This window comes from Paenibacillus sp. URB8-2 (assembly GCF_013393385.1).
Classification (GTDB): Bacteria; Bacillota; Bacilli; order Paenibacillales; family Paenibacillaceae; genus Paenibacillus_AQ.
Map to the genome: position 1 here is coordinate 1296517 of NZ_AP023239.1, position 20018 is coordinate 1316534.

Annotated in this window: 20 protein-coding genes and 2 pseudogenes; 12 read left to right on the top strand and 10 right to left on the bottom strand. The window is 48.9% G+C overall.

Going from position 1 to position 20018, the window contains the following annotated elements:
* The first annotated feature begins 118 nt into the window (after positions 1 to 118).
* Positions 119 to 532 (top strand): RDD family protein, encoded by a 414-nt coding sequence (locus PUR_RS06015; protein WP_179034458.1) that lies wholly within the window; start codon positions 119 to 121, stop codon positions 530 to 532.
* 4 nt (positions 533 to 536) lie between these two features.
* On the opposite strand, the gene PUR_RS06020 is transcribed toward PUR_RS06015, so the two are convergent.
* Positions 537 to 1364, bottom strand: coding sequence for an ATP-grasp domain-containing protein (locus PUR_RS06020; RefSeq protein ID WP_179034459.1), 828 nt, complete (start codon positions 1362 to 1364; stop codon positions 537 to 539).
* Between the two features lie 199 nt (positions 1365 to 1563).
* Between PUR_RS06020 and PUR_RS06025 the strand changes: the two genes are divergently transcribed.
* Both PUR_RS06025 and abc-f read left to right on the top strand, forming a co-directional pair.
* A complete protein-coding gene (locus PUR_RS06025; RefSeq protein WP_179034460.1) occupies positions 1564 to 2625 on the top strand; it encodes a Gfo/Idh/MocA family protein in 1062 nt (353 codons plus the stop codon).
* 435 nt (positions 2626 to 3060) lie between these two features.
* On the top strand, positions 3061 to 4896 hold the full coding sequence (gene abc-f, locus PUR_RS06030; protein ID WP_179034461.1) for a ribosomal protection-like ABC-F family protein: 1836 nt from the start codon (positions 3061 to 3063) through the stop codon (positions 4894 to 4896).
* Positions 4897 to 5208: 312 nt separating this feature from the next.
* On the opposite strand, the gene PUR_RS06035 is transcribed toward abc-f, so the two are convergent.
* From PUR_RS06035 to PUR_RS06045, 3 genes are read right to left on the bottom strand one after another with little or no spacing between them, the layout of a single operon-like run.
* Entirely contained in the window at positions 5209 to 5604 is a 396-nt protein-coding gene (locus PUR_RS06035) for an FMN-binding protein (protein WP_179034462.1), read from the bottom strand.
* Positions 5605 to 5637: 33 nt separating this feature from the next.
* Positions 5638 to 6213, bottom strand: a complete 576-nt coding sequence (locus tag PUR_RS06040; RefSeq protein WP_179034463.1) for a flavodoxin family protein — start codon at positions 6211 to 6213, stop codon at positions 5638 to 5640.
* Complete coding sequence (locus PUR_RS06045) at positions 6185 to 6856, bottom strand: TetR/AcrR family transcriptional regulator (RefSeq protein WP_179034464.1); 672 nt, start codon at positions 6854 to 6856, stop codon at positions 6185 to 6187. Before PUR_RS06045 ends, PUR_RS06040 begins: the two co-directional genes overlap by 29 nt.
* Before the next feature lie 536 nt (positions 6857 to 7392).
* On the opposite strand from PUR_RS06045, the gene PUR_RS06050 reads away from it, so the two are divergent.
* Complete coding sequence (locus PUR_RS06050; RefSeq protein WP_179034465.1) at positions 7393 to 7980, top strand: histidine phosphatase family protein; 588 nt, start codon at positions 7393 to 7395, stop codon at positions 7978 to 7980.
* Between the two features lie 55 nt (positions 7981 to 8035).
* Here PUR_RS06050 and PUR_RS06055 read toward each other — a convergent pair whose 3' ends face one another.
* On the bottom strand, positions 8036 to 8464 hold the full coding sequence (locus PUR_RS06055; protein ID WP_179034466.1) for a PH domain-containing protein: 429 nt from the start codon (positions 8462 to 8464) through the stop codon (positions 8036 to 8038).
* A 109-nt stretch (positions 8465 to 8573) separates the two neighbouring features.
* Positions 8574 to 9044 carry a GNAT family N-acetyltransferase gene (locus PUR_RS06060; protein ID WP_179034467.1) on the bottom strand — a complete coding sequence of 157 codons (471 nt, stop codon included), beginning with the start codon at positions 9042 to 9044 and terminating at the stop codon, positions 8574 to 8576.
* Positions 9045 to 9071: 27 nt separating this feature from the next.
* On the opposite strand from PUR_RS06060, the pseudogene PUR_RS06065 reads away from it, so the two are divergent.
* A pseudogene (locus PUR_RS06065) lies at positions 9072 to 9479 on the top strand (IS1634 family transposase); the annotation flags it as partial.
* Positions 9480 to 9755: 276 nt separating this feature from the next.
* On the opposite strand, the gene PUR_RS06070 reads toward PUR_RS06065, so the two are convergent.
* On the bottom strand, positions 9756 to 11150 hold the full coding sequence (locus PUR_RS06070) for a tyrosine-type recombinase/integrase (protein WP_269474705.1): 1395 nt from the start codon (positions 11148 to 11150) through the stop codon (positions 9756 to 9758).
* Positions 11150 to 11925 (bottom strand): IS5 family transposase gene (locus PUR_RS06075; RefSeq protein WP_179034470.1). Its coding sequence is split into 2 segments (ribosomal slippage): positions 11150 to 11598 and positions 11598 to 11925, totalling 777 coding nucleotides; the frame shifts between segments, so codons are not numbered across the junction. Before PUR_RS06075 ends, PUR_RS06070 begins: the two co-directional genes overlap by 1 nt.
* A 359-nt stretch (positions 11926 to 12284) precedes the next feature.
* Here PUR_RS06075 and PUR_RS06080 point away from each other — a divergent pair.
* The 7 genes and pseudogenes from PUR_RS06080 to PUR_RS06110 all read left to right on the top strand — a co-directional run.
* Positions 12285 to 12446, top strand: a pseudogene (locus tag PUR_RS06080) (transposase); the annotation flags it as partial.
* Between the two features lie 626 nt (positions 12447 to 13072).
* Positions 13073 to 13759, top strand: a complete 687-nt coding sequence (locus tag PUR_RS06085; protein ID WP_179034472.1) for a YjgB family protein — start codon at positions 13073 to 13075, stop codon at positions 13757 to 13759.
* Between the two features lie 256 nt (positions 13760 to 14015).
* Positions 14016 to 14468, top strand: a complete 453-nt coding sequence (locus PUR_RS06090) for a MarR family winged helix-turn-helix transcriptional regulator (RefSeq protein ID WP_179037775.1) — start codon at positions 14016 to 14018, stop codon at positions 14466 to 14468.
* A gap of 225 nt (positions 14469 to 14693) precedes the next feature.
* Positions 14694 to 15095: a DoxX family protein gene (locus PUR_RS06095; protein ID WP_179034473.1), complete on the top strand. Its 402-nt coding sequence runs from the start codon at positions 14694 to 14696 to the stop codon at positions 15093 to 15095.
* A 258-nt stretch (positions 15096 to 15353) separates the two neighbouring features.
* Positions 15354 to 16511, top strand: coding sequence for a winged helix-turn-helix domain-containing protein (locus PUR_RS06100; protein ID WP_179034474.1), 1158 nt, complete (start codon positions 15354 to 15356; stop codon positions 16509 to 16511).
* A 138-nt stretch (positions 16512 to 16649) separates the two neighbouring features.
* A complete protein-coding gene (locus PUR_RS06105) occupies positions 16650 to 18017 on the top strand; it encodes an MFS transporter (protein WP_179034475.1) in 1368 nt (455 codons plus the stop codon).
* 125 nt (positions 18018 to 18142) lie between these two features.
* The gene (locus tag PUR_RS06110; RefSeq protein WP_179034476.1) at positions 18143 to 19366 is read left to right on the top strand and encodes a glycosyltransferase family 8 protein; all 1224 of its coding nucleotides are present in this window, start codon (positions 18143 to 18145) and stop codon (positions 19364 to 19366) included.
* Positions 19367 to 19495: 129 nt separating this feature from the next.
* On the opposite strand, the gene PUR_RS06115 is transcribed toward PUR_RS06110, so the two are convergent.
* Together PUR_RS06115 and PUR_RS06120 are read right to left on the bottom strand one after the other, a co-directional pair.
* Positions 19496 to 19792, bottom strand: a complete 297-nt coding sequence (locus tag PUR_RS06115) for a spore coat protein (protein WP_179034477.1) — start codon at positions 19790 to 19792, stop codon at positions 19496 to 19498.
* A 4-nt stretch (positions 19793 to 19796) separates the two neighbouring features.
* Complete coding sequence (locus PUR_RS06120; protein ID WP_025333609.1) at positions 19797 to 20003, bottom strand: hypothetical protein; 207 nt, start codon at positions 20001 to 20003, stop codon at positions 19797 to 19799.
* Between the last annotated feature and the right edge of the window lie 15 nt (positions 20004 to 20018).

Genomic DNA, 20018 nt, shown 5'->3' on the forward strand with positions numbered 1-20018 from the left:
ATCCTGAGTACCGGATTAGCTTTTTATGTTTCGCAACATTGGCAACAGCCATCGAAGCTTGTTCTGTGATACTCTATCTCCGAACATTTTATTCCAGGCACTTCAAAGGAGCGTTTTTATGGACGAAAAGAATGCAGGCTTTTGGATTAGACTGGGCGCCCAAGTGTTGGACGGTCTCTGCTTCGGGCTCCCGGCGGCGATCATTTACTTTCTCATCACTGGCGGAAACACAGAGGGAAGACTTTCACGAGATATTCTGACCACCGCCTATATGGTGCTTGTGCCGGTATTCTGGAACGGCCGCACAATCGGCAAAAGAATTTGCGGAATCCGTATTCAAAAGCTCGATGGAACTTCACCCGGTATCGGATCGATGCTGCTGCGTAACGGGCTATGCTGGCTGTTGTACAGCTACACTTACGGGATTGCCATTATTATCAGCATCGTGATGGTGATTGTCCGGAAGGACCGGAGGGCGATTCACGATTTCGCTGGCGGAACGGAAGTCGTCTATGACAACCCTGGACTATAAAGAATCAGGCCTGAAGCGCTTTTTTCAGCGAATCCTTTAAGTGTTCAACGAACCTTCGACGGATGTCCGGCGTTAATTCCAGCAGGGAGAGATAGGGATTCAAATCTTCAAGTTCAACCAGCAGAAGCTCTCCTTGTTTCGTCCGGCATGCATCTACCCGCTGTATTCCCCAATCCAGATTGTTCCACTCAATGAACCGATTCGCGAAATTCAAATCCTCTTTGGTCGGGGCATACTCCGTCAGGATCCATCTCTTTGTTTGGTCCGGCGCATACAGCGCGTATTGAAATTCATGATCAATAAAATAAAACGAGACCTCATATTCGAAATCAATGAACGGTTGAATCAGAATACTCCGCTCTTCGGCGGCATCCAGTTTGGATTGCAGATCCTTGAAGGATACAATCTCAAGACCTATGGAATCTGCCCCGTCCTTCGGCTTGGAAATATAGCTCGGGGCTTGCGGCAAATCGACAATCCGCTCAATATCATCAATGGTCGGGATGACGGGATATCCTGCCTTGGTAAGCTCCAATAGATATTCCTTCCCGTTCATATCGCCTTTGCCGTTAAACGAATTATACGTTTTGTATGAATGGGTGGCAGCTCTTTCGCGAAACGACCAATACTTGTCCTTGAAATGGGCGACGGGCCCGGCATTTCGGATAACGATGAGATCATAATTTTTCTCAAAAGAATGAATGTCCTGCGGATGGCAAATCGTGAGCGCGAACGACTCTCTGAGCCGGGAAGTCAGAAACAAATCTTCCTCATAGTAAGTGCGCCCTTTGGCTTCGTAATACAAATCCGTGACAAATAATAGAGTGTTCATATACGTTCGCATCCTTCCAAGGGGATAGTCGGGTCTTTAATTGTTTTGAACCAAGTATAATGGCTGTTCCAAGCGGAGGCATCTATTTTTTGTGGATTGGTACAATTCCTGTACGAATGGAAACGGTGTAAAATGTAATGGAGCAAAAATAGAACTTGCGAAAGTTCCAGTACCACACGCGGAAAGGAAAGGATAAAGAATGGAGCAGAAAACGTACAGTCTTGTCATCGTAGGGTTCGGGGGAATGGGCAGCTACCATGTGCAGTTAATTGAGCCGTCCGAGCATCTGGCGGTAACCGGCGTTTATGATTTGGTCGACTACCGGATGGAACTGGCTGCGGCCAAGGGCTTTAAGACTTATGACAGTTTGGAAGCGGTCTTATCTGATGAAACCGTCGATGTCGTGCTGATTGCGACCCCTAACGATGTCCACAAGACCATCGCCATTCAGGCGTTGAAATCAGGAAAGCATGTGATCTGTGAAAAACCGGTGACTATAAACAGCGCCGATCTGCTTGATATTATCGCTGTAGCCGAGGAAGAGGACCGGATCTTCATGGTGCACCAGAACCGGCGCTGGGACGAAGATTTCCTCATTATTCAGGATATCATCCAGAAGAAAAAGATCGGCGAGGTGTTTCATCTGGAGTCCCGCGTTCAGGGAGCCAACGGCATTCCCGGCGACTGGCGCCAGCTCAAGGCGTACGGCGGCGGCATGCTGCTGGATTGGGGCGTCCATCTGCTCGATCAGCTTCTGCTGCTCACCGGCAGCAAAATCGACAGCGTCAGCGCCGAATTAAGCACCATTCTCGGAACCGAGGTGGATGATGGGTTCACCGGCTTGATCCGGTTCAAAGACGGCCTGTCCGCTGTAATCGAGGTCGGAACGACCAACTTCATCAAGCTGCCCCGCTGGTATGTCAAGGGCACGGAAGGAACCGCCATTATCCGCGACTGGGATCTCAGCGGGGAGATCGTGGTGAATAATCCGGATGTAGTCAAGGTCGAGCCGAAGCCGATTCAGGCGGGCCAAGGGCTCACGAAGACGATGGCGCCTCCTTCGGAGGAATCGACTTTGCGCTTGCCGATCGAGAACCCTGAGAGCACGAAGCAGAGCTTCTATGATAATTTTGTCTCGGTGATCGAAGGAAAGAGCGAGCCGCTGGTCAAGAACGGGGAGGTCCACCGTGTGCTGCGGTTGATTGAAACGATTTTTGAAGCGGCGGAGAAGCAGGTCATCCTTAAAGGTCTGGAGCTGTAAATCAGCCTAATCGTTCCGAAGCTCGCCGCCCTTGCCAGCCGGGACCGGGCCGGTTTATAATGGGAATAATTCAAATTCGGACAATTGACGGAGGATCTCCCCTACGATGAAGAACTAATGCGTTTCCTGAGAAGACCAGCCAACTTGTGATAAGCATATGCACAAGCCGCGGTGCGCCCATGAGGGCGGATGGTCAGGGATACGTATGTCTTCGGGAGATTCAAGGGATCGCTAATCGTTTCGTTTAAAAAGGCTAAGGAACAGTTGCCGCGGATCGCCCCGGCAATGATCCTGTTCATGGCTGTTGCCGTTCGGCAGTAGGCCTGCCATTGGTTGAACGTTGAACGAACCGCGCCATTCCGTCTTCCTTTCATACGATATTTTTGACCGCAGCGGCAGCTGCGGTTTTTTATTTTGAATTTGGAGGGATGACGGATGCCGGTACTGAGTGTGAAAGAGGTAAGCAAGGAATGGAACGGGAACGTCCTGTTTCAGAATTTGTCGTTTGAACTGGCAGAAGGAGAACGCATGGCGCTCTTCGGTCGCAACGGGGCGGGGAAGACTACGCTGCTTAAGGGACTGATGGGCAGTGTGCCCTTGGAATCGGGCACGGTGTACCGCGGTCTGCCCGTACAGGAATGGGGGCTACTGGATCAGCAGCTTGAGCCCCGGGAAGGAGTGACCGCCCGCCGGCTTGTCCTGGAAGGGAACGCCGAAGCGGCGCGGCTGAAAGCCCGGCTGGAACAGCTCGGCGGCAGACTCCAAAGCGGCGGAGGAGCAGGGGAGGCCGTGCTGGCCGAATACGGCGAGGCCTACGAGGACTATCTGCGGGTGGACGGCTACGGTTGGGAGGCGAAGGCGGAAAAAGCGCTGCGGCAGCTGAATCTTCCGCAGGAAATCTGGGATCTGCCCTACCGGTCCTTGAGCGGCGGGCAGAAGACGCGGGTGCAGCTTGCCCAACTGCTAGCCCGTCAGCCGAAACTGCTGATGCTGGATGAGCCGACCAATCATCTTGACGCGGAAACGATGGAATGGCTGGAAGGGTGGGTATCTGGCTATTCCGGCACTGTGCTGTACGTCTCGCATGACCGCCGCTTTATCGACCGCACGGCGACCTCCGTGCTGGAGCTGAGGCCGGACGGCGGCAGACGTTACTCCGGGGGGTATACGCAGTACCGCGAACAGAAGGCCGTGGAGGCCAGAGAACAGGAAGCGCGGTACAAGAAACAAGAGCTGGAGAAGAAAAAGCTCGAAGAAGCCATCCGGCGTTATGCGGAATGGTTTCAGCAGGCGCACCGCTCCGCCGGGCAGAACGATTTTCTGCGGGCGAAGTCGAAGAAGAACGTGTCCCGGCTGCATGCGAAAGAAACGGCGCTGGAGCGACTGAACCGGGACCGCACGGCGGAGCCGCGGGAGAGCGCCAAGCTGAACATGCGGCTCACAGGAGGGGAATTCACCGCTGGAACGCTGCTGAGAACGGAACATGCGGAATTCGCGTATCCGGGCGAAGGTCCTTTGCTGAAGGACTTCAGCTTTACGGTCCGCCGGGGGGACCGGATCGGCGTAATCGGACCGAACGGGTCCGGCAAGTCGACCCTGCTGAAGCTGTTGGCGGGAATATACACGCCGACCGGCGGGACGGTCGCTCTGCATCCGCAGACGACGGTCGGTTATTTTGCCCAGGAGCTGGAGCAGCTTGACCCCTCCTCTACTCTTCTGGACAGTCTGCTTCAGCTCCCCGAAATGACGGTGACGGAGGCAAGGACGATTTTGGGCTGCTTCTTATTTTCACGGGAAGACGCCTTCAAGCTTATCGGCAATTTAAGCCTGGGGGAGAAATGCCGCGTTGCCTTCCTGCGTCTATATTTCGGCAGGGTCAATCTCCTGGTGCTGGACGAACCGACCAATTATCTCGACATTGAGACAAGAGAGGTCATTGAGGAGGCTTTACAGTCCTATCCGGGCGCGCTGCTGCTCGTCACGCATGACCGGTATTTACTATCGAATATCGCCAACCGGCTGGCGGTGCTGGAGCGCGGACGCTTTCCGAAGCAGTTTCCCGGAACCTATGAAGAGTATCTGTCCAAAGACCGGGAGCGCGCGATGACGGAACGGGAACGGGCCGCAGAGGATGAGCTTGGCCTGCTGCAGCTTAGGCTTACACAGCTCATTCAGGCCGAAACGCCGGAGAGCGACGATGAGAACGCGGCGCTGCTGGAGGAGATTAAGCGGCTGCGCCGGAGGATCGGGGAGCTGATGAAGGAGGGCTAAAATAAGCTGCTGTTGATAAAAAGAAGCTGCCCAGCCGTTAATAGGCTGAAGGCAGCTTCTTTTGTTCAAATATAAGAATGTATAAGCCGGGGGCTTAACATTTTGACTTATATTTCTACGAGAAACGTACTTGCGTCTTATAAAGACGCCGTCAGGCGTTTCTTCTTGAAATATCAGAAAGTATAAGCTTCGCGCTTATCCTTAACCTGATATTTTTACGAGAAACGGATGCCTTCCTCTTCCAGAGGACGGCGAAGCCGTTTCTTCTTAGGAAGCGTGCAGGTCTTCTTGGCAGAAGGGAATTTGAGAAGATTATTTCTCGCCTTGAACAAGCGCGATCTCTACCGCCTTTTTCAAAACCTTGCTGGAATTGCTCGCGCCGCTGACGGCATCCACCTCCAGCGTCTGTTTCGCGACGATTTCTTTAAGAATAGCTTCGGCGGGAGCACCATGCCCGTTCTTATGTTTCAGCAGGTCGATCTTGGTCACTTTGCCGTTCTGCACGCTAACCTGAACTTTGGCGTCGATAAAACGCACATCGTATTCTCCGACATAAGTGCCATCGGCCAGACGGGAGAAGGGGACATCGGATATGGTGAGATTCTTAATCTTGTTTTGATAGCTGCGCACCTGATACAGATAAGTAAGCCCCGAACCAATCCCTATGAGCAGAACAAGACCAACGACTATCAACAGTTTCTTCTTCACAGATTAACCTCCTAAATGAATGGCTATATTGGATTAAAAAAAGCTTTGAATACGCGAAGCCAGCTTGGCTGGAACCTCCGTCAGCTTCTTGGCGCCCGGACAGACGACCTTTCCTCGGCAGGTCATACCTGAGATATGGAAAAACTCGTTCATGGCGGCGAGGCAGGCCGAGCTCTGACGGAGAACCCGGTTGAACGGGTACGGCGTGTTGCACGCGGTCATCAGCAGGTACTGCTGGCTTTTGGACAGAGTAGGCCTTGGAGCAATGCCCCCGCCGCTGCGGTCCATCGCCTTGCCCGCAAGCCTGTCGAACATGAGCTTGACCTGTCCAGGCACATTGGCGTAATAGGTGGGCGCGGACAATATAACCAGATCGCTGGAAGCCAGCCGCTCCCACAGCGCGGCAAGCTCGCCGCCGGGAGGGCAGATACCGGTTGCCCGGCACTCCGGGCAGCCTTTGCAGGCGGTAATGTTCACCTTGTACAAGTCGCAGATGTCCGTCTCCCAGCCCGCCGTCTTCGCCGCCTGAACGGCAATACGAAGCATCTTCGCCGTGATTCCGTCCGGTCTGGGGCCGCCCTTAATGGCCAGCAGCCGTTTTGTCGCCATGTTCCTCCTCCTTCACAAGCATACGCAGCATCAGATTGCAGCCGTATTCTAGCAGCCCTTTCGGCGTCGTGCCCATCGTCTCGGAAATATAGCTGCTTTTTCGGTTAGCCAAAATAATAAGCGAGGACAAGCTGCTCCAATAAATCAGAATGGTTTCCTTGATTCGCGTACACGGCATCACCGTGCCTTCTGCGATTCCCAGCCAGACCATCTCCCCCAGTGCGGCGTTAATCTCCTCCCCGACATTGAAAATATCCTTCTTCACCTGAGGCAAATCCGGGCAGTGCAACGGCTGGGTCTGAAAATCGACAATCCGGCCGAAGAGAAAGGGAGATGCCTCATAGAAAGCCATCAGGCTGGCGCAAAGGACGCGATATTTGAGCAAAAAGCCCTCATGGCCGTCAAGGCTCCGCAGAATATGGTCCTTGAGCTGCAAGAACCCTTTTAAGACGATCCGGTCGTGAATTTCCTCCTTGCTCGGGAACTGAAGGTACACCGTGCGCTTGCTGTATTCGGCGCTCCTCGCAATATCGTCCATCGTCGTGGCCGCAATGCCTTTTTCCGCGAACAACTGCTCCGCGGCATGCAAAATATTCTCTTGATGAAGAGCCGAGATGGTCTCTTTGCGTGTTGCCCGATCCATTCGTACACCTCCGGTTCTAAAAGTAAACTGTTAGTTTACTTAAATCGTATCATCTTTATTGTAAGGTGTAAATCCATTATTTCACATTTAATTTTCATTTTACATTTCAAACTCCTTTCACATTCATTTTACAGGAGCAGGGTAGGGCAGAATCCTTGCGGTAGGGCCCAAAGAAACGGAGTTAGCTTGACGAACGGGAATAGCTCCATCTATTTTCTTGTTTTTCTGCTGTTTTGAGTGATTAGCGGGAATTCCTCCGTCTTATTCACCGTACCTTCACATCTGTGGGCTAAAATGGCAAAATAAGGTGGAGAAATTCCGCTTTATCGGATAGAAGGCGCTGAAATGGGGAGGATGAACGGGAGATTTTCCGGTTCATGGAGAGAGGGGGACGTGTCTGGACAGCCCAAGGATCGATTTCAAAGCTTAAGGAATGGACTAGTAGGCTATCCGCAGGAAATGCGGCCGCACCGCCGAATGTAGTAAACGGAATACTTTGGAAAAAATGGCCGGATCACCAAAAGGAGTTATCAAGAATGCATACCACTATTTATATGATCAGACATGCTGTTTCGCCGTATCTGACCGGTCAGGAACGAACCCGTGGCCTTTCGCAGCAAGGGGCCGCCGATGCGGGCAGAGTGAAGGAGATTTTGAAGAACGAGGATATTGCGCATTTTGTATCCAGTCCATATACGAGGGCGGTCGCTACCCTACAGCCTTTGGCGGAAGCGGCGGGGAAGGAGATTATTTTATATGAAGAATTGAAGGAAAGGGAATTTGGAGCTCTGAACAGGGAATTTGGAGATGAAGAATTGCTTGTTGCGCTCCGCCGTTCTTTTGAAGACACTCACTTTAAGCTTGACGGCGGAGAAAGCCACAAAGAAGCCGAGGAACGAGCCGTGCCGATTATGGAGCGGCTGCTTCGGGAGTATGTGGTGAGCAACATTGCAATTGGAACCCACGGCAATATCATGGCGATTATCATGCACTATTACGATAAAGCGTACGGATTTGATTTCTTGTTGTCGACGACCAAGCCGGATATTTATAAGCTGAAGTTCGATGGGACGCGGCTTGTGAATGTGGAGCGGCTATGGGAGTCGCAGCCAGGCTTAAAATAAAAGCCATCCCGCAAGGGACGGCGTTAGGCAGCATTTTTTCAGGATAAGTTCTAATTTAAGCGTTCAGACGCTTGTGGTTCTGATGCGCCAGTGTGAGCAGAGCGACGTAGATCGGCTGGACGTTGAATTTTTTGCCGAACTCGAATTTGTAGGAGCCGATTTGTACGTTGTTGGTTTTAAAATACGGCGATTGAATGTAGTGGATGGTGATTTCGCTGTCGTCAAAGCCGGTGCCGCCTGTCTCCATCGTAACTTCGTAAATCGATTCGAGGGAGATGGAGGCGACCCGAGTTTTTTTGCCGGTCACGCCTTGATGATCGATAAAAATCAGCCGTTCGTCCGTAATGATAAACGTATCCCGCACCAGACGAAATCCCATTTCAATCTTCTCTTCCGGCATCAGATACGCTCCGTACTGACTCTTCAGCTCCGGAATGGATACCTCGGAATAATTACCCAGCAGCCCGCTTAACAAATTGGCCATTTCAATACCTCCTGATTGTAAGAATTAACAGTGTATGCACTGTTTGTAATTCGGCGTTCAGGGCGGTTTTCCCTCCAGACTGCCGTCAAAATGCCGGTTAACTATGGATCTATAGAACCTTGTAAACCACCCGGAACACCGTCTCTTTAAAAAAGGCAAATTGACGTTCCTCCAGAAGTCCGGGATAGCTCATAATGTGGAGCGGAAGCGCCGACTGACCCACCCGAAGGGGCGGCTGCGCATAGGGGTAAGGATTAAGCGTAAAACCGAGCCGCTCATAGAATCCGATTCTTCTTCTCGGCCATTCCGAGTCGGGAGGCTCCACTTCCAGCAGGACAAGCCCGGGCGATTTCTCTAGATAGGATTTCAGAAGACGTTCGCCCAAACCTCTACCGCGCATTGCCGGAACTACCGCAAAATGCTCCACGAAGCGGAATTCGGGGAATTCCCAGACGGCCATGAAGGCGCTGAGTCCGCTTTCGCTCTCCCGCTCCGTAATCAGGCGGTAACGGGGGGCGGCAAGCAGCGCCCTCTGACCCTCATAGGTCCGAAACTCGGAAGGGGGAAACGAGGCTTCCATAAGAGAGTATACAGATTTGAAGTCATTGCAATCGATACCGCTGCCAAGAACTACGGGTATTTCGCACTGCTGAGCAATGAGATCAAAGATCCGATGGAAGCGCTCGGCGTGTATCGTAACAAGGATGTGATTGAAAAAGCCTTTGGCAACTTGAAAGAACGCCTGAATTTCCGTCGTATGGAAGTTTCCTCCGAACGAAGTTTGGATGGGAAACTGTTTGTAGAGTTCGTAGCCCTCATCTATTTATCCTATATGAAGAAAGTGTTGCAGGAGAAAAACCTATTCCAGCGCTATACGATGCAGGGACTGCTCGATGAACTCGATGTGATCGAGTGTTATGAACGTCCTGGCTACGATTTGCAATTCGGTGAGATCACCAAACGTCAGATTGAACTTTACGATGCACTGGGCGTTCCTTCGCCTACCTCGTTATAATTTGACCGGGAATTTAGGATTAATATGATAGCTTTCATTCCCAATAACTCAAAGTAAAGAAGCGAAAGTAATTAGCTAAATTCATAAGAGGTGGGAACTATATGAATAAACTTATCTATGAAGCATTTAAAAACAAACAGTTAATCCGTTTCGAATATGATTTCGGGACTTCGCGATGCTAACCAGCTTATCATGTCCGCCTCTCCATATAAAATCGCTATCTACATTATCCACTCGTATAGCGAAGAGGGGTTATTTTTATTTACCGAAATTAAATTACCACTGGAATTTAAGTAAATTATTGATATTTTCATTAGTTATTTTTACGTATGTTTCTGAAGAGCTAGCGTTTCTATACCCTAATAAGGATTGTAAAACATTTAACTCGCAACCTTTTTCCAGCATTCTTTTTGCAAAGGTATGGCGAAATGTACGTGGAGATATTTTTTTATTAATATTTGTTCTTCCTGCAACTATTGTTATTTGTCTTTGTATTCCTCTATTACTCAATAACCTGTACGGCTTTCTTTCTGTTACGAATAAATAATTCATTTCATCCTCTCTAACCTCTAAATACTTCTTTAAATAATATTCTGCTTGCTTTGTTAATAAAATTATTCTATCTCTTTTATTAGTCCCGTTAATCTTAATGGTATTTTTATTCCAATTGATATCCTTTAATTGAATTTTTTCTATTTCTCCTAAATGACATCCCGTTGATAGAAGTATTTCAATTAAAGCTCTTTCTCTTTCGTTTGTACATGCATTTTGAACTTCCAATACTTCAACCTCTTCTAATGCTTCATTTGTTACATCTTGAGCCTTAAATGTATTTACTTTTCTTACAGGATTTCTATCAATAATTTTTTCCTCAACAAGCCAGTCAAAGAACAAATTTAAAATCCCTCTTATTGTCCCCATAGTATTTTTGCTATTTACTCTATATTTATCTTCTCTATATATGAGGAAATTTTTAATATGTTGTGAATCAATATCAGAAATCAACTTATCTTCAGAATATTCTTGAAAAATTCTAAGTTGAGTTTGATAGGTATTAAGTGTTACCTGAACTAAACCTTGCCTTTTTTTATCTTCTAAAAAATTTTTAATATTATTTTCAATGCTATAATCAAGATTATCCATTGTCTTATACATTGAAATCGTATTCAATGAAGTATGGTCTGAGCGTACCCATCCGACCCTAGGATTAATCATAAATTCTTTATTTAAAGCAATTGAAACTTTCGAAGCAAGTTCTTCTACTGTATTCCAAAAATCACACATCCTACTTTTCATTGCTTTGTTAACAAAATCGTCAAGTCTTTTTTGTAAAATTAAATCACTTTCTCTTTCAAATGGTTTCGTTGATGCATCTCTATTTCTAATAAATGACAAAATAGGTAAACCACTTTCTAAAGCATAATCATATTCTTTTTCTGTATAAGATATCCCTTCTTCTGTAACGGAACCATAGCGATGACCTATTATCAAAACATAATAATCACTAATATCTATAGTTTTCTTAATAATTGTCCATTGGTCATAATTACCCGCACTAAACATTTCCATACCGATTGGAAAATGATACATTGATAACACTGTTTCCGTTACTTTATCTCTAGCCATTATTAAATCTGAATAAGTTGAACTAGAGCGTGTCTGAAAACTCATCACTGAGTCAATTTGAAAATGGCGGCTATGTATACAAATGACAAGAATGATTTTGCCAGTTTGTCATAACGAGTTGCCACGCGGCGAAAATGCTTGATTTTATTGAAAAAGCACTCAACCAAGTGGCGTTCTTTGTATCGATACCAATCAACTTTCCATGGATTTTGACTATTCGCCTTAGGCGGAATGGTGTAGGATGCCTGCTTAGCCGTAATCCAATTCCGAATCGCTTCTGAGCCATAGGCTTTGTCGCCAAGAATATGACTTCCTGTAATATCAAATCCTTCAAGTAAATCGATCGCTGGAACGGAATCATAGACTTGACCACCTGTCAGAAGAAAAGCGAGGGGATTCCCTAATCCATCGACGACTGTATGAAGTTTGGTTGTCTTTCCACCACGACTGACGCCGATATGCTGATTTACTTCGTGTCCTTCTGCGTTTTTTTAGCACCGGCACTGTGTTGATGGGCTTTAACCGACGTAGAATCGATGCTCAAGTTTTCAAAATCAGGCTCTACGTGAAGCGCTTGGAAGATGGCGACAAGTAATCCTGTATCTCTCCATTTGCAGAAACGACTGTAGGTCGTTTTCCATGAACCGTAACGTTCTTCCGGTAAATCACGCCAGGCAGCACCACTTCGAGCGATCCATAGAATAGCATTAAACATGGTTCGATCACTTAATTTTGACGGACGTCCTGTTTTATATGATGGAAACATGCCCTTAATTTGTTCCCACTGCTCATCGCTTATTTCGTACCGTCTTTGAATCATGCTTGATGCTCCATTCGTTTTTCTCAAATCTTACCACATTATTCTTTAGTTTTCAGACACGTCCTAATAAATATTTGATATTTTTTATTTAAGTCCATATATACACCCCTCAACAACTCTATGTAATAATAATAAAAATATAAATTATTCAGAATCCATCTCCGGATTTTACAAACATTAACAACATTTAGATGGGTTTATTATATCAAATTCATTAAAGTTATTGCCTCTTGTTATTCTATCATTTAAGTACAAATTTAATTTCAAAATACCGAGAAAATCATAAAAAGATGTTTAGTGAATTTTCAAGCAATACAAAGCAATCAATCCAACTAAATATACAATAAAATTACTGTGTGAATCTAATTTTGCAATACTTTATAACGCCTTATACAAATGGTCGAACAGAGGGCACTAACCATAGATTAAGAATAATCAAACGACTAATGTACGGTTACAGAAGTTGAGAATGATTTAGAACACGTGTATTTCTGAAGAGTACAGGAAGTAAAAACTTATAATAAACAGGTGTTTAGCCTCCCTTCTTCATAATCTTAGTTTCAAGTCTGTAAAATGAAGAAGGGAAGAGTTTAGAGAGGCATCAAATCTAGCTTAATTACTGTTAGAATGTGAATCGCAAACAATGGTGAAGAGGCAAAAGAATTAACTGCTCAAGCTACAGCAGTTTTTACTTTTACGAGCAATACTAACACATCTCACTATTTATTATTCCATCAATATTACACATTTAAAATGCATTGAGTTAGTAACTACTTAAGTCACCGACACGCTCAAATTTAGCCATGATGGTATCGACAGTTAATTCTAATATCCGCTTTTATACAATTTGTGATCGCCTTATCTCAAGTAAAACACAAGTAATGTCCGCAAAGTACTCCTTCTTGGAAATCATTCTCAATTACTCAATCTAAAAACACCATGCTATCTATAGTTTCACTTACTTTTGTTCGGCGTGTTTCAAACCACATCTCCTTGGAGATGTGATTGCGTAATCACATTATAACCGAAGCCAGAGCTTCGGACAGGAACTCCCGCAAATCGTAACTGCAACCTTTTCATGTGTGTTCCGTCTGTTAAGAACAGGCTTGGAACCAGGACTGTCAGAGTCAACAAGGAGATGACACATATGAAAAAGTATATAAAAATGATAGCGGCAAGCATCATGCTCACGGGAATGATAGGCCTTGCCGCATGCAGTTCCGGAGACAGCGGAGAAGCCTCCCCGCCGCCATCCGAGGCCGCGCCGTCACCCGCCGCAGCGACTGCTCCGGCGACTGCCGCAGCCTCTCCTGCGGCCAGCGAAGCTGCCCCGTCGGGCAGTCCGGGCGCTTCCGCTGCACCGACGGCGGCTTCATCGCCTGCCCCAGGCGGCGATGCGAATACGGCTGCGCAGCTCCAAGAGCTGCTTGAGCTTGCCAAGCAGGGCAAAGCGCCGGGCATTCCGTTCGCCGCCCATACGGATCTCATCGACGATGTGAAGAAGACTTGGGGCGAGCCGGACAAGGAAGAGGGAGCGGGCAAAGGCATCTACGCCACGTACAGCGTGAGGCATGCGGTGATCGGGTTCAACAAGGGCAGTCTGATCTTTGATGTCCGTTCCAGCGCCGCCGAGCTGCGGCAGCTGACACTGCAGCAGATTGAAGACGCGCTCGGCAAGCCGGACGACACGAAGACCAGCGGGAACGACAGTATCTATATTTACAAGGCGGGTACCCAGTACCAATTGAAATTCGTGATTCCGAAATCTAAGGGTAAAGTCGACCACATTTCCGTCTTCTCCGAACAGGATTCGATTAACAATATGGCCGGATAATAAAAGGTGCGGCATGACCGATAAATTCGGCCTTTTAAGAGCAGTCAGGCGGGACTTTCCGCCTGGCTGTTTTTTTTTGACACTGGTGATCGCTTGCCATTAGTCGAGTTGAAACGCAGCGTACGTTAAGTTTTTCTCATATTGTTGTTGACAATAACGGATTCACGCCGTATATTTATCTTAAATCAAAGACATTTTAAGTGAAGATGTTTTGGATAAAGATACTTCGATCGAAGATATAACGGGAGATGATTCAATGCCCAATCAATTGGACGACGCTCAGGCGACTTCCCTTAAGCTGTTTGTTGTTCTATCCAAGGCTTACAGAGCGATTTCGGATCAAGCTATAAAGGATGTCAGGCAGTACGGATTGTCACCTTCCGAATTTGCGATTCTCGAAGTGCTGTATGCCAAGGGGAAAATTCCCATGCAGCAGATTGGAGAAAAGATTTTAATCACAAGCGGAAGTATAACCTACAACATCGACAAGCTGGAGAAGAAAAATCTGTTAAGGCGCGTGCCATCCCATGAAGACAGAAGAGTAATCTACGCTGAAATCACGGACGCCGGAAGTGAATGGTTTAATCGAATCTTTCCCGACCATGCCGATAAAATCCATTCTCTAATGAAGGGGATTTCCCAAGATGAACAGCAAGAAGCAATTGTACTGCTCAAAAAATTTGGGAAACAGGCGAAAGGTTTAGGCTAACCGCTGCTATAGTCACAAAGATTTCATCATTAAAGCCGTGGAAGCCGATACGGAGGTGGAAATCATGAACTCGTCTGATCAAGACACGCTGCGCCTGATTTTCATCAAGGTTCCTTCCAAGGTGAGTTATCCTCTTTACCCTAAAAGATAAGTGATTTCTATCGATTTTTGTCAAATATCTTTAAATAAAGATTATTAAACCCAAAACAATAGGAGATGATTTAAATGGTAGCATTAGGATTATTGTTGGTTCGTTTGATAGTGGGGCTGTTGTTCATCGGGCATGGCGCTCAAAAGCTGTTTGGCTGGTTCGGCGGTTATGGCCCGAAAGGAACGGGGGGCTGGATGGATTCCATTGGCATTAAGCCGGGCGTATTCATGGCAGTGCTGGCGGGACTGCTGGAGCTGCTCGGAGGTGTTCTTTTTGCTCTCGGACTATTTACTCCGCTTGCCGCCTTGTTCATTACGCTGACCATGCTCGGCGCCATCGTTAAAGTGCATGGCAAAAATGGATTGTGGGTAACGGCCAACGGCTATGAATATAACGCTGTCTTGATCGTGGTAGCCATCGGCATTGCTTTAATTGGTGCAGGTGCATATTCTCTGGATGCGATATTGAATATTTAACCAAGAACGATCCCGGAAGCGACGTGGACAAATCCATTATAGGGCAGGCTTGAACTGTACTCCATTGTGGACAACCGAAATAAATAAAGTCATGCTGACCAAAGGCGGCTCCTGAATTTATCAGGAGTCATCTTTTTGTTCAAATATTCTTGCGTCCTTCAAGGACGCCGTTAGGCTTTTCTTCTTGGTTGGAGCCTTCCGGCAGGCGCCTGTTATAATAGCGGGAAGAGAGTCTCGGCTGGGAAGGGGGGGATAGGCATGATTCTGGAATTGAACGAAAACGGGTACACGGTATCCGCTAATGGAATAACGGTAGACTTGTTCGCCAAGGAGTTTGCCCTGCTGCGGTTCCTGTACCGCAACCGGGGGCGCGCGTTCAGCCGGGAGCAGCTTCTGGACAGCGTATGGCCGCTCGAATATCCGGTGGAGCGCACAGTGGACGACCACATCTACCGATTGCGCAAGAAGCTTGGCCCCATTGAGGGCATTACAATCCGCACGGTTCGGGGGTTCGGATACTGCCTGACCATGCGGGAGCCTGCCACGGGCGTCGACGCCAGCCCATCCGCGCATGACGCGGAGCTGCGGGAAAAGATGCGGGAGGTCTTCGCCAAATACCATCAATACGGGCAGGGGAAATCGATGCTGGCGCTTGCCCGTCAGCAGGATGTATTGGGCTATGAGATGGACCCGTTTTACTCCGTTTACTTGCGTTTTGTGCAAGGCGATCTGGAGTGGCTGCTCAGCGGCGGGGAAATACCGGGTTCTGAGCGGGTATACTGGCTGCTGCTGTTCTATATGTTCGCGGGGGAACCCGAGGACGGTTTGAATTATTGCGAGCGGGTGCTTGCGGAGAAACGGCTGCCTTCATCCCAGCAGCGCGAAATGGAAATTCTCAATATTCTCGATCTGTATGCGCTGACGGGGGTGCCGGAGAAAGCGCTGGAGCGGTTGAAGCTGACCCGGAAGGTCATTACGGAGCCGGGCTATGAAAACTTCGACACGCCTGTTGCCAACGTCGAACTGTACATCCACCTGATGATGGGAACTCCGGACGGGGAGATGCAAAGAATGGCGGAAGCGATTGAGGGCCTTCTCAAGATAAAGCCATTCCTGCGGGAAATCGGCAGCTTTTTGATTCTCAAAGGGCTTTGGCTGCTGAGAAAAAATGAAAGACGTACGGGTGAATCGCTGCTGGATGAGGGGCTCGGCGTATTGGATCTTTCCGGGTTCGTGCCTATCCGGCTGTTTGGACTTTACAGGATCGCGCATTTTTGCCGGAAGTTTGCTTTCAAAGGCAGGGAGGAGCTGCGGGGGAAGTACGGGGCATTGTTCGCGGAAGAGCAGGCGCGCTGCGGTCTACCCGAAAATATGGTGCGGATCGAAGCGGCGCTGAACGACTTTTTTAAAATGTGATGGCGAAGAAAAAAGTCCGGACGGGGTTAGTGGCGCAGCTGAACTGAGGGGCGTTCCGTCTTCTGATATTTCTCTGACAAACCGGCGCTATACTCGGCGTAATGAAAGGCGGGTACAGCCGGATGGAGGAATATATAAATGAGTATCGAAGCCCCATTGACCCAAACGGAGGCACGCGCCGGGCGTGGCCTGCTTGGCAACAAAATCTTTATACGCGTATATACGGCATATGCGTTAGCGGAATTTGGCAGCTGGTTCGACAGTCTGGCGATTCAGGTGCTGGTCGCCTACCGCTGGCAGGTCGGTCCGCTCATGCTGGCGCTCATTCCCGTCAGTCTGGCGCTGCCGGGCATTGTGCTTGGCTCTGTGGCGGGAGTGGCCGCCGACCGGCTGAACAAGCTGAAGCTGATGCGCCTGTGCGATCTGCTTACCGCCGTGCTTACCGCTGCGGTGCTGTTGGCTCCCGGCATACTCTGGCTGCTGCCGCTGCTTGCGCTGCGGTCGGCCGTCTCCGCGCTGAATGTGCCGGCTCAGCAGTCGCTCACCCGAAGCATTGTCCGAGAGGACCAGCTGCTGCAAGCCGCTTCTCTTAACGGCTTCGTCACGCAGGGCTCCAAAATCGCCGGTCCCCTGCTGGGCGGAGTGGCCCTGGCAGCCCTCTCGCCCGCCTGGTGCATTGCGCTGAATGCCTGCATGAGGCTGTTTTCGTATGTGCTGCTGCTGTCCGTAAAGAACGCTGATGCAAAAGGGAGCACGGGCGCAGATATGGATGTAAAGATGAAAGCAGGGGACCAAGCTGACGTGAAATCAAGAGAACAAAATACCGGCGGACAGCCGCTTTCGGCTCGGTCAATGTGGAAGGAAGGTTGGAGCTTTATTTTCCGCAGCAGGCTGCTGCGCAATACGATGCTGTTCGGTCTGCTGGGCGCCTTGTCGATCCAGATGGTTGATTTTCAGTTCGCCAGTCTGTTCCGCACTCTTGCCCCGGATAAGGAATATCTGCTCGGCTGGCTGGTGTCGGCGGCGGGGGCGGGAGCGGTGCTGACGATCGCCGCCATGAACAAGGTGGGGCGCGGCGCAAGTTACGGCGCCAGATTGGGTGGTGGCTATGCGCTGATCGGCGCGGCCATCGGAGGGCTGGGCCTGCTTCCGATTGGCGTCTCCCCGCTTCCCGTGCTGCTGCTGGGACTGATTATGGGCGCCGGAAACGGGATGTTCATGATCGCCTTCAATTACTGCCTGCAAAAAGAAACGCCTCCACATATGACGGGCAGGGTATTCGGAATTCAGAGCATGGTGCTGAGTGCCGTAATGATTGTCGCTCCGCTGCTGGGCGGCGCGCTGGTCGATCTGGCGGGACCGCGGCGAATCTTCGCCGGCTTCGGCCTCGTGATCGCGCTGATCGGTGCGGCGGGAATGCTTCTCGGGCGCTTGCTGTGGCCGGCAAAGAAGAAGGAAAACAGGGCAACAGCTGCAAGCTTCAATGCAGGTTCACAGAATGATTAAAAATAAATCGGGCAGCTATTGGGGATTAGTCCAAACTAGTTTCTGGGTTTAACATACACTTAAAGGGTCAAATGCATCATGTGACTATGCAGAAGTATACTTTAAGGGTAGGTGAACCTGGAAAAATGATTGAGCTGGTTCTGACAATCAACGATAGGGACGGAAGCTACACAGAGCATGCGGGTGTTGTTCTTGCATCCATTTTCTCCAATACCCAGCAAACGATCAATGTCCACATTGTCCATGATGATTCACTAAGCGATGAGAACAAGTTAAGACTTACTCAGCTCGTGGATGCGTTTCATCACAACATCTTTTTTTATCATGTTGCAATTCCCGGAGATTTTCTTGAAGTTGCGGCCGGCGTGAATAAAATCGACTATTGGACAATAGCCAGTATGTACCGTCTGCTGCTCCCCCAGATTATTCAGGCTGACAGGGTTATTTATCTGGACTGCGACATTCTGGTCAATATGGATATTAACGAATTGTGGAGTGTTGATCTGGGAGGAAGGTATTTAGGCGCAGTTCGGGATCAGGGCGTAAATTTAATGGAGTACTTTGTTTCGCTTGGGCTTAACGCGGAGCTGTATTTTAACTCGGGAGTCATTCTGTTTCATTTGAACAATATCCGCAGCAGAGAGACCTGGTATCAAGAAATGCTCGGTTTCATGCGCACTTTTCCGTCGATAACGATGCCTGACCAGGATATTCTGAATGCCCTGTACAGCTTAAACTATGTGCAGCTAGATCTGCGGTTTAATACGTTCGCTCACCCCGAGCTCGATTTGGAGAATAAAATAGTACATTTCGCCGGGGACGGAAAATGGTGGAATGAAGATTCGCCCGCTGCGCCGCTCTACCAAAAATTTCTTGCCATGACCCCCTGGGCCCCGGGATTTATACCAGCACCTGCTCCTGTCCCGGAATCAATCATTCCGTTAGACCCGCCGCCCCCGCCGCAGGAAGAACAGTCGATTGCGCCGCCGGAGCCGCCCGCTCCGGAAATTCAGATTCCCGATCCGCCGGTTCTTGAAATCCCCGCCCCGCAAGTGGAAGTACCGGAGATAGCTCCCGTGAAGCCGCACGGACGGAAACGCCGTAGATTGGTTCGGTTACGGAGAAGATTGAGACTGAGAAGGAAATTACGGCTGCGGCGAAGATTAAGACTGAGACTGAAAAAGTTCAGATTGATTCGCGCGAAATACCGTTCCCGTAAGCGGGTAAAACTGCTCAAGCGTCGGCGCGCAGCGAAGAGTAAAGCCCTGAAACCGGCCAGAAAGAGGCTGCGGCGGGTCAGAACCATTCACACATCCCGTTCGAAGCGTCCATTGAAACGCACCTCATAATCGTTGGTTTCTCACTCGTCCGAAGCCTTCAGGCCGGAGCGTCAGATAAAGAATATGTAAATTTGGATAGGATGGATTGTTGCGGATAAGCCCGACTGCTCCATTAGTGAAAAGGAGCAGTCGGTGCGTTCAGGACGGAATATTTAGAGCGGTCTCAATGTTTTGCAGATCCAGTTGAACTTGATCTTTAAGATTGTATGGGTGATACAAGCCTCGCCGCACCGTATAATCGGCAATCAATTCATACAGGTCTATGGCTTCTTCAAGCTGCTTGATCAGAACGGATTTGAATTCAGGCGTGGCGCATTCGGTGACGGCCATGGCGTAGTTTCGGACTCCGCTTTTGGCAGTGATCAGAAAATCCATGGCAATAACTTCATCGGTCAGGGTATTCATCCCTGTCATGCGTTCCAGGATCGGGTTCATCGTATCATCTCCCCTGCTGCGATTTGGATAAAAGTGTGCTTAGATCCTGAAGGTGCTGCGTGGATACTTGAACGTCATGCTTCAGGATTTGCTGCAGTTCCGGGTCGGACACCAGAACCTGCATCGTTTTAGATTTCGTCAGGCAGACGGTCTTGAACGCCGCTATTTCATGGACCTCGAGCGTTTCGTGTAAAGCGTATGATGGATTCATTTTTGATTAATCACC

Bases quoted from the DNA above. Each gene is read 5' to 3' on its own strand.
- PUR_RS06015 (WP_179034458.1), top strand. From the start codon at position 119: ATGGACGAAAAGAATGCAGGCTTTTGGATTAGACTGGGCGCCCAAGTG.
- PUR_RS06020 (WP_179034459.1), bottom strand. From the start codon at position 1,364: ATGAACACTCTATTATTTGTCACGGATTTGTATTACGAAGCCAAAGGG.
- PUR_RS06025 (WP_179034460.1), top strand. From the start codon at position 1,564: ATGGAGCAGAAAACGTACAGTCTTGTCATCGTAGGGTTCGGGGGAATG.
- abc-f (WP_179034461.1), top strand. From the start codon at position 3,061: ATGCCGGTACTGAGTGTGAAAGAGGTAAGCAAGGAATGGAACGGGAAC.
- PUR_RS06040 (WP_179034463.1), bottom strand. From the start codon at position 6,213: ATGGCGACAAAACGGCTGCTGGCCATTAAGGGCGGCCCCAGACCGGAC.
- PUR_RS06045 (WP_179034464.1), bottom strand. From the start codon at position 6,856: ATGGATCGGGCAACACGCAAAGAGACCATCTCGGCTCTTCATCAAGAG.
- PUR_RS06050 (WP_179034465.1), top strand. From the start codon at position 7,393: ATGCATACCACTATTTATATGATCAGACATGCTGTTTCGCCGTATCTG.
- PUR_RS06055 (WP_179034466.1), bottom strand. From the start codon at position 8,464: ATGGCCAATTTGTTAAGCGGGCTGCTGGGTAATTATTCCGAGGTATCC.
- PUR_RS06060 (WP_179034467.1), bottom strand. From the start codon at position 9,044: ATGGAAGCCTCGTTTCCCCCTTCCGAGTTTCGGACCTATGAGGGTCAG.
- PUR_RS06070 (WP_269474705.1), bottom strand. From the start codon at position 11,150: ATGAGTTTTCAGACACGCTCTAGTTCAACTTATTCAGATTTAATAATG.
- PUR_RS06085 (WP_179034472.1), top strand. From the start codon at position 13,073: ATGAAAAAGTATATAAAAATGATAGCGGCAAGCATCATGCTCACGGGA.
- PUR_RS06090 (WP_179037775.1), top strand. From the start codon at position 14,016: ATGCCCAATCAATTGGACGACGCTCAGGCGACTTCCCTTAAGCTGTTT.
- PUR_RS06095 (WP_179034473.1), top strand. From the start codon at position 14,694: ATGGTAGCATTAGGATTATTGTTGGTTCGTTTGATAGTGGGGCTGTTG.
- PUR_RS06100 (WP_179034474.1), top strand. From the start codon at position 15,354: ATGATTCTGGAATTGAACGAAAACGGGTACACGGTATCCGCTAATGGA.
- PUR_RS06105 (WP_179034475.1), top strand. From the start codon at position 16,650: ATGAGTATCGAAGCCCCATTGACCCAAACGGAGGCACGCGCCGGGCGT.
- PUR_RS06110 (WP_179034476.1), top strand. From the start codon at position 18,143: ATGATTGAGCTGGTTCTGACAATCAACGATAGGGACGGAAGCTACACA.
- PUR_RS06115 (WP_179034477.1), bottom strand. From the start codon at position 19,792: ATGAACCCGATCCTGGAACGCATGACAGGGATGAATACCCTGACCGAT.
- PUR_RS06120 (WP_025333609.1), bottom strand. From the start codon at position 20,003: ATGAATCCATCATACGCTTTACACGAAACGCTCGAGGTCCATGAAATA.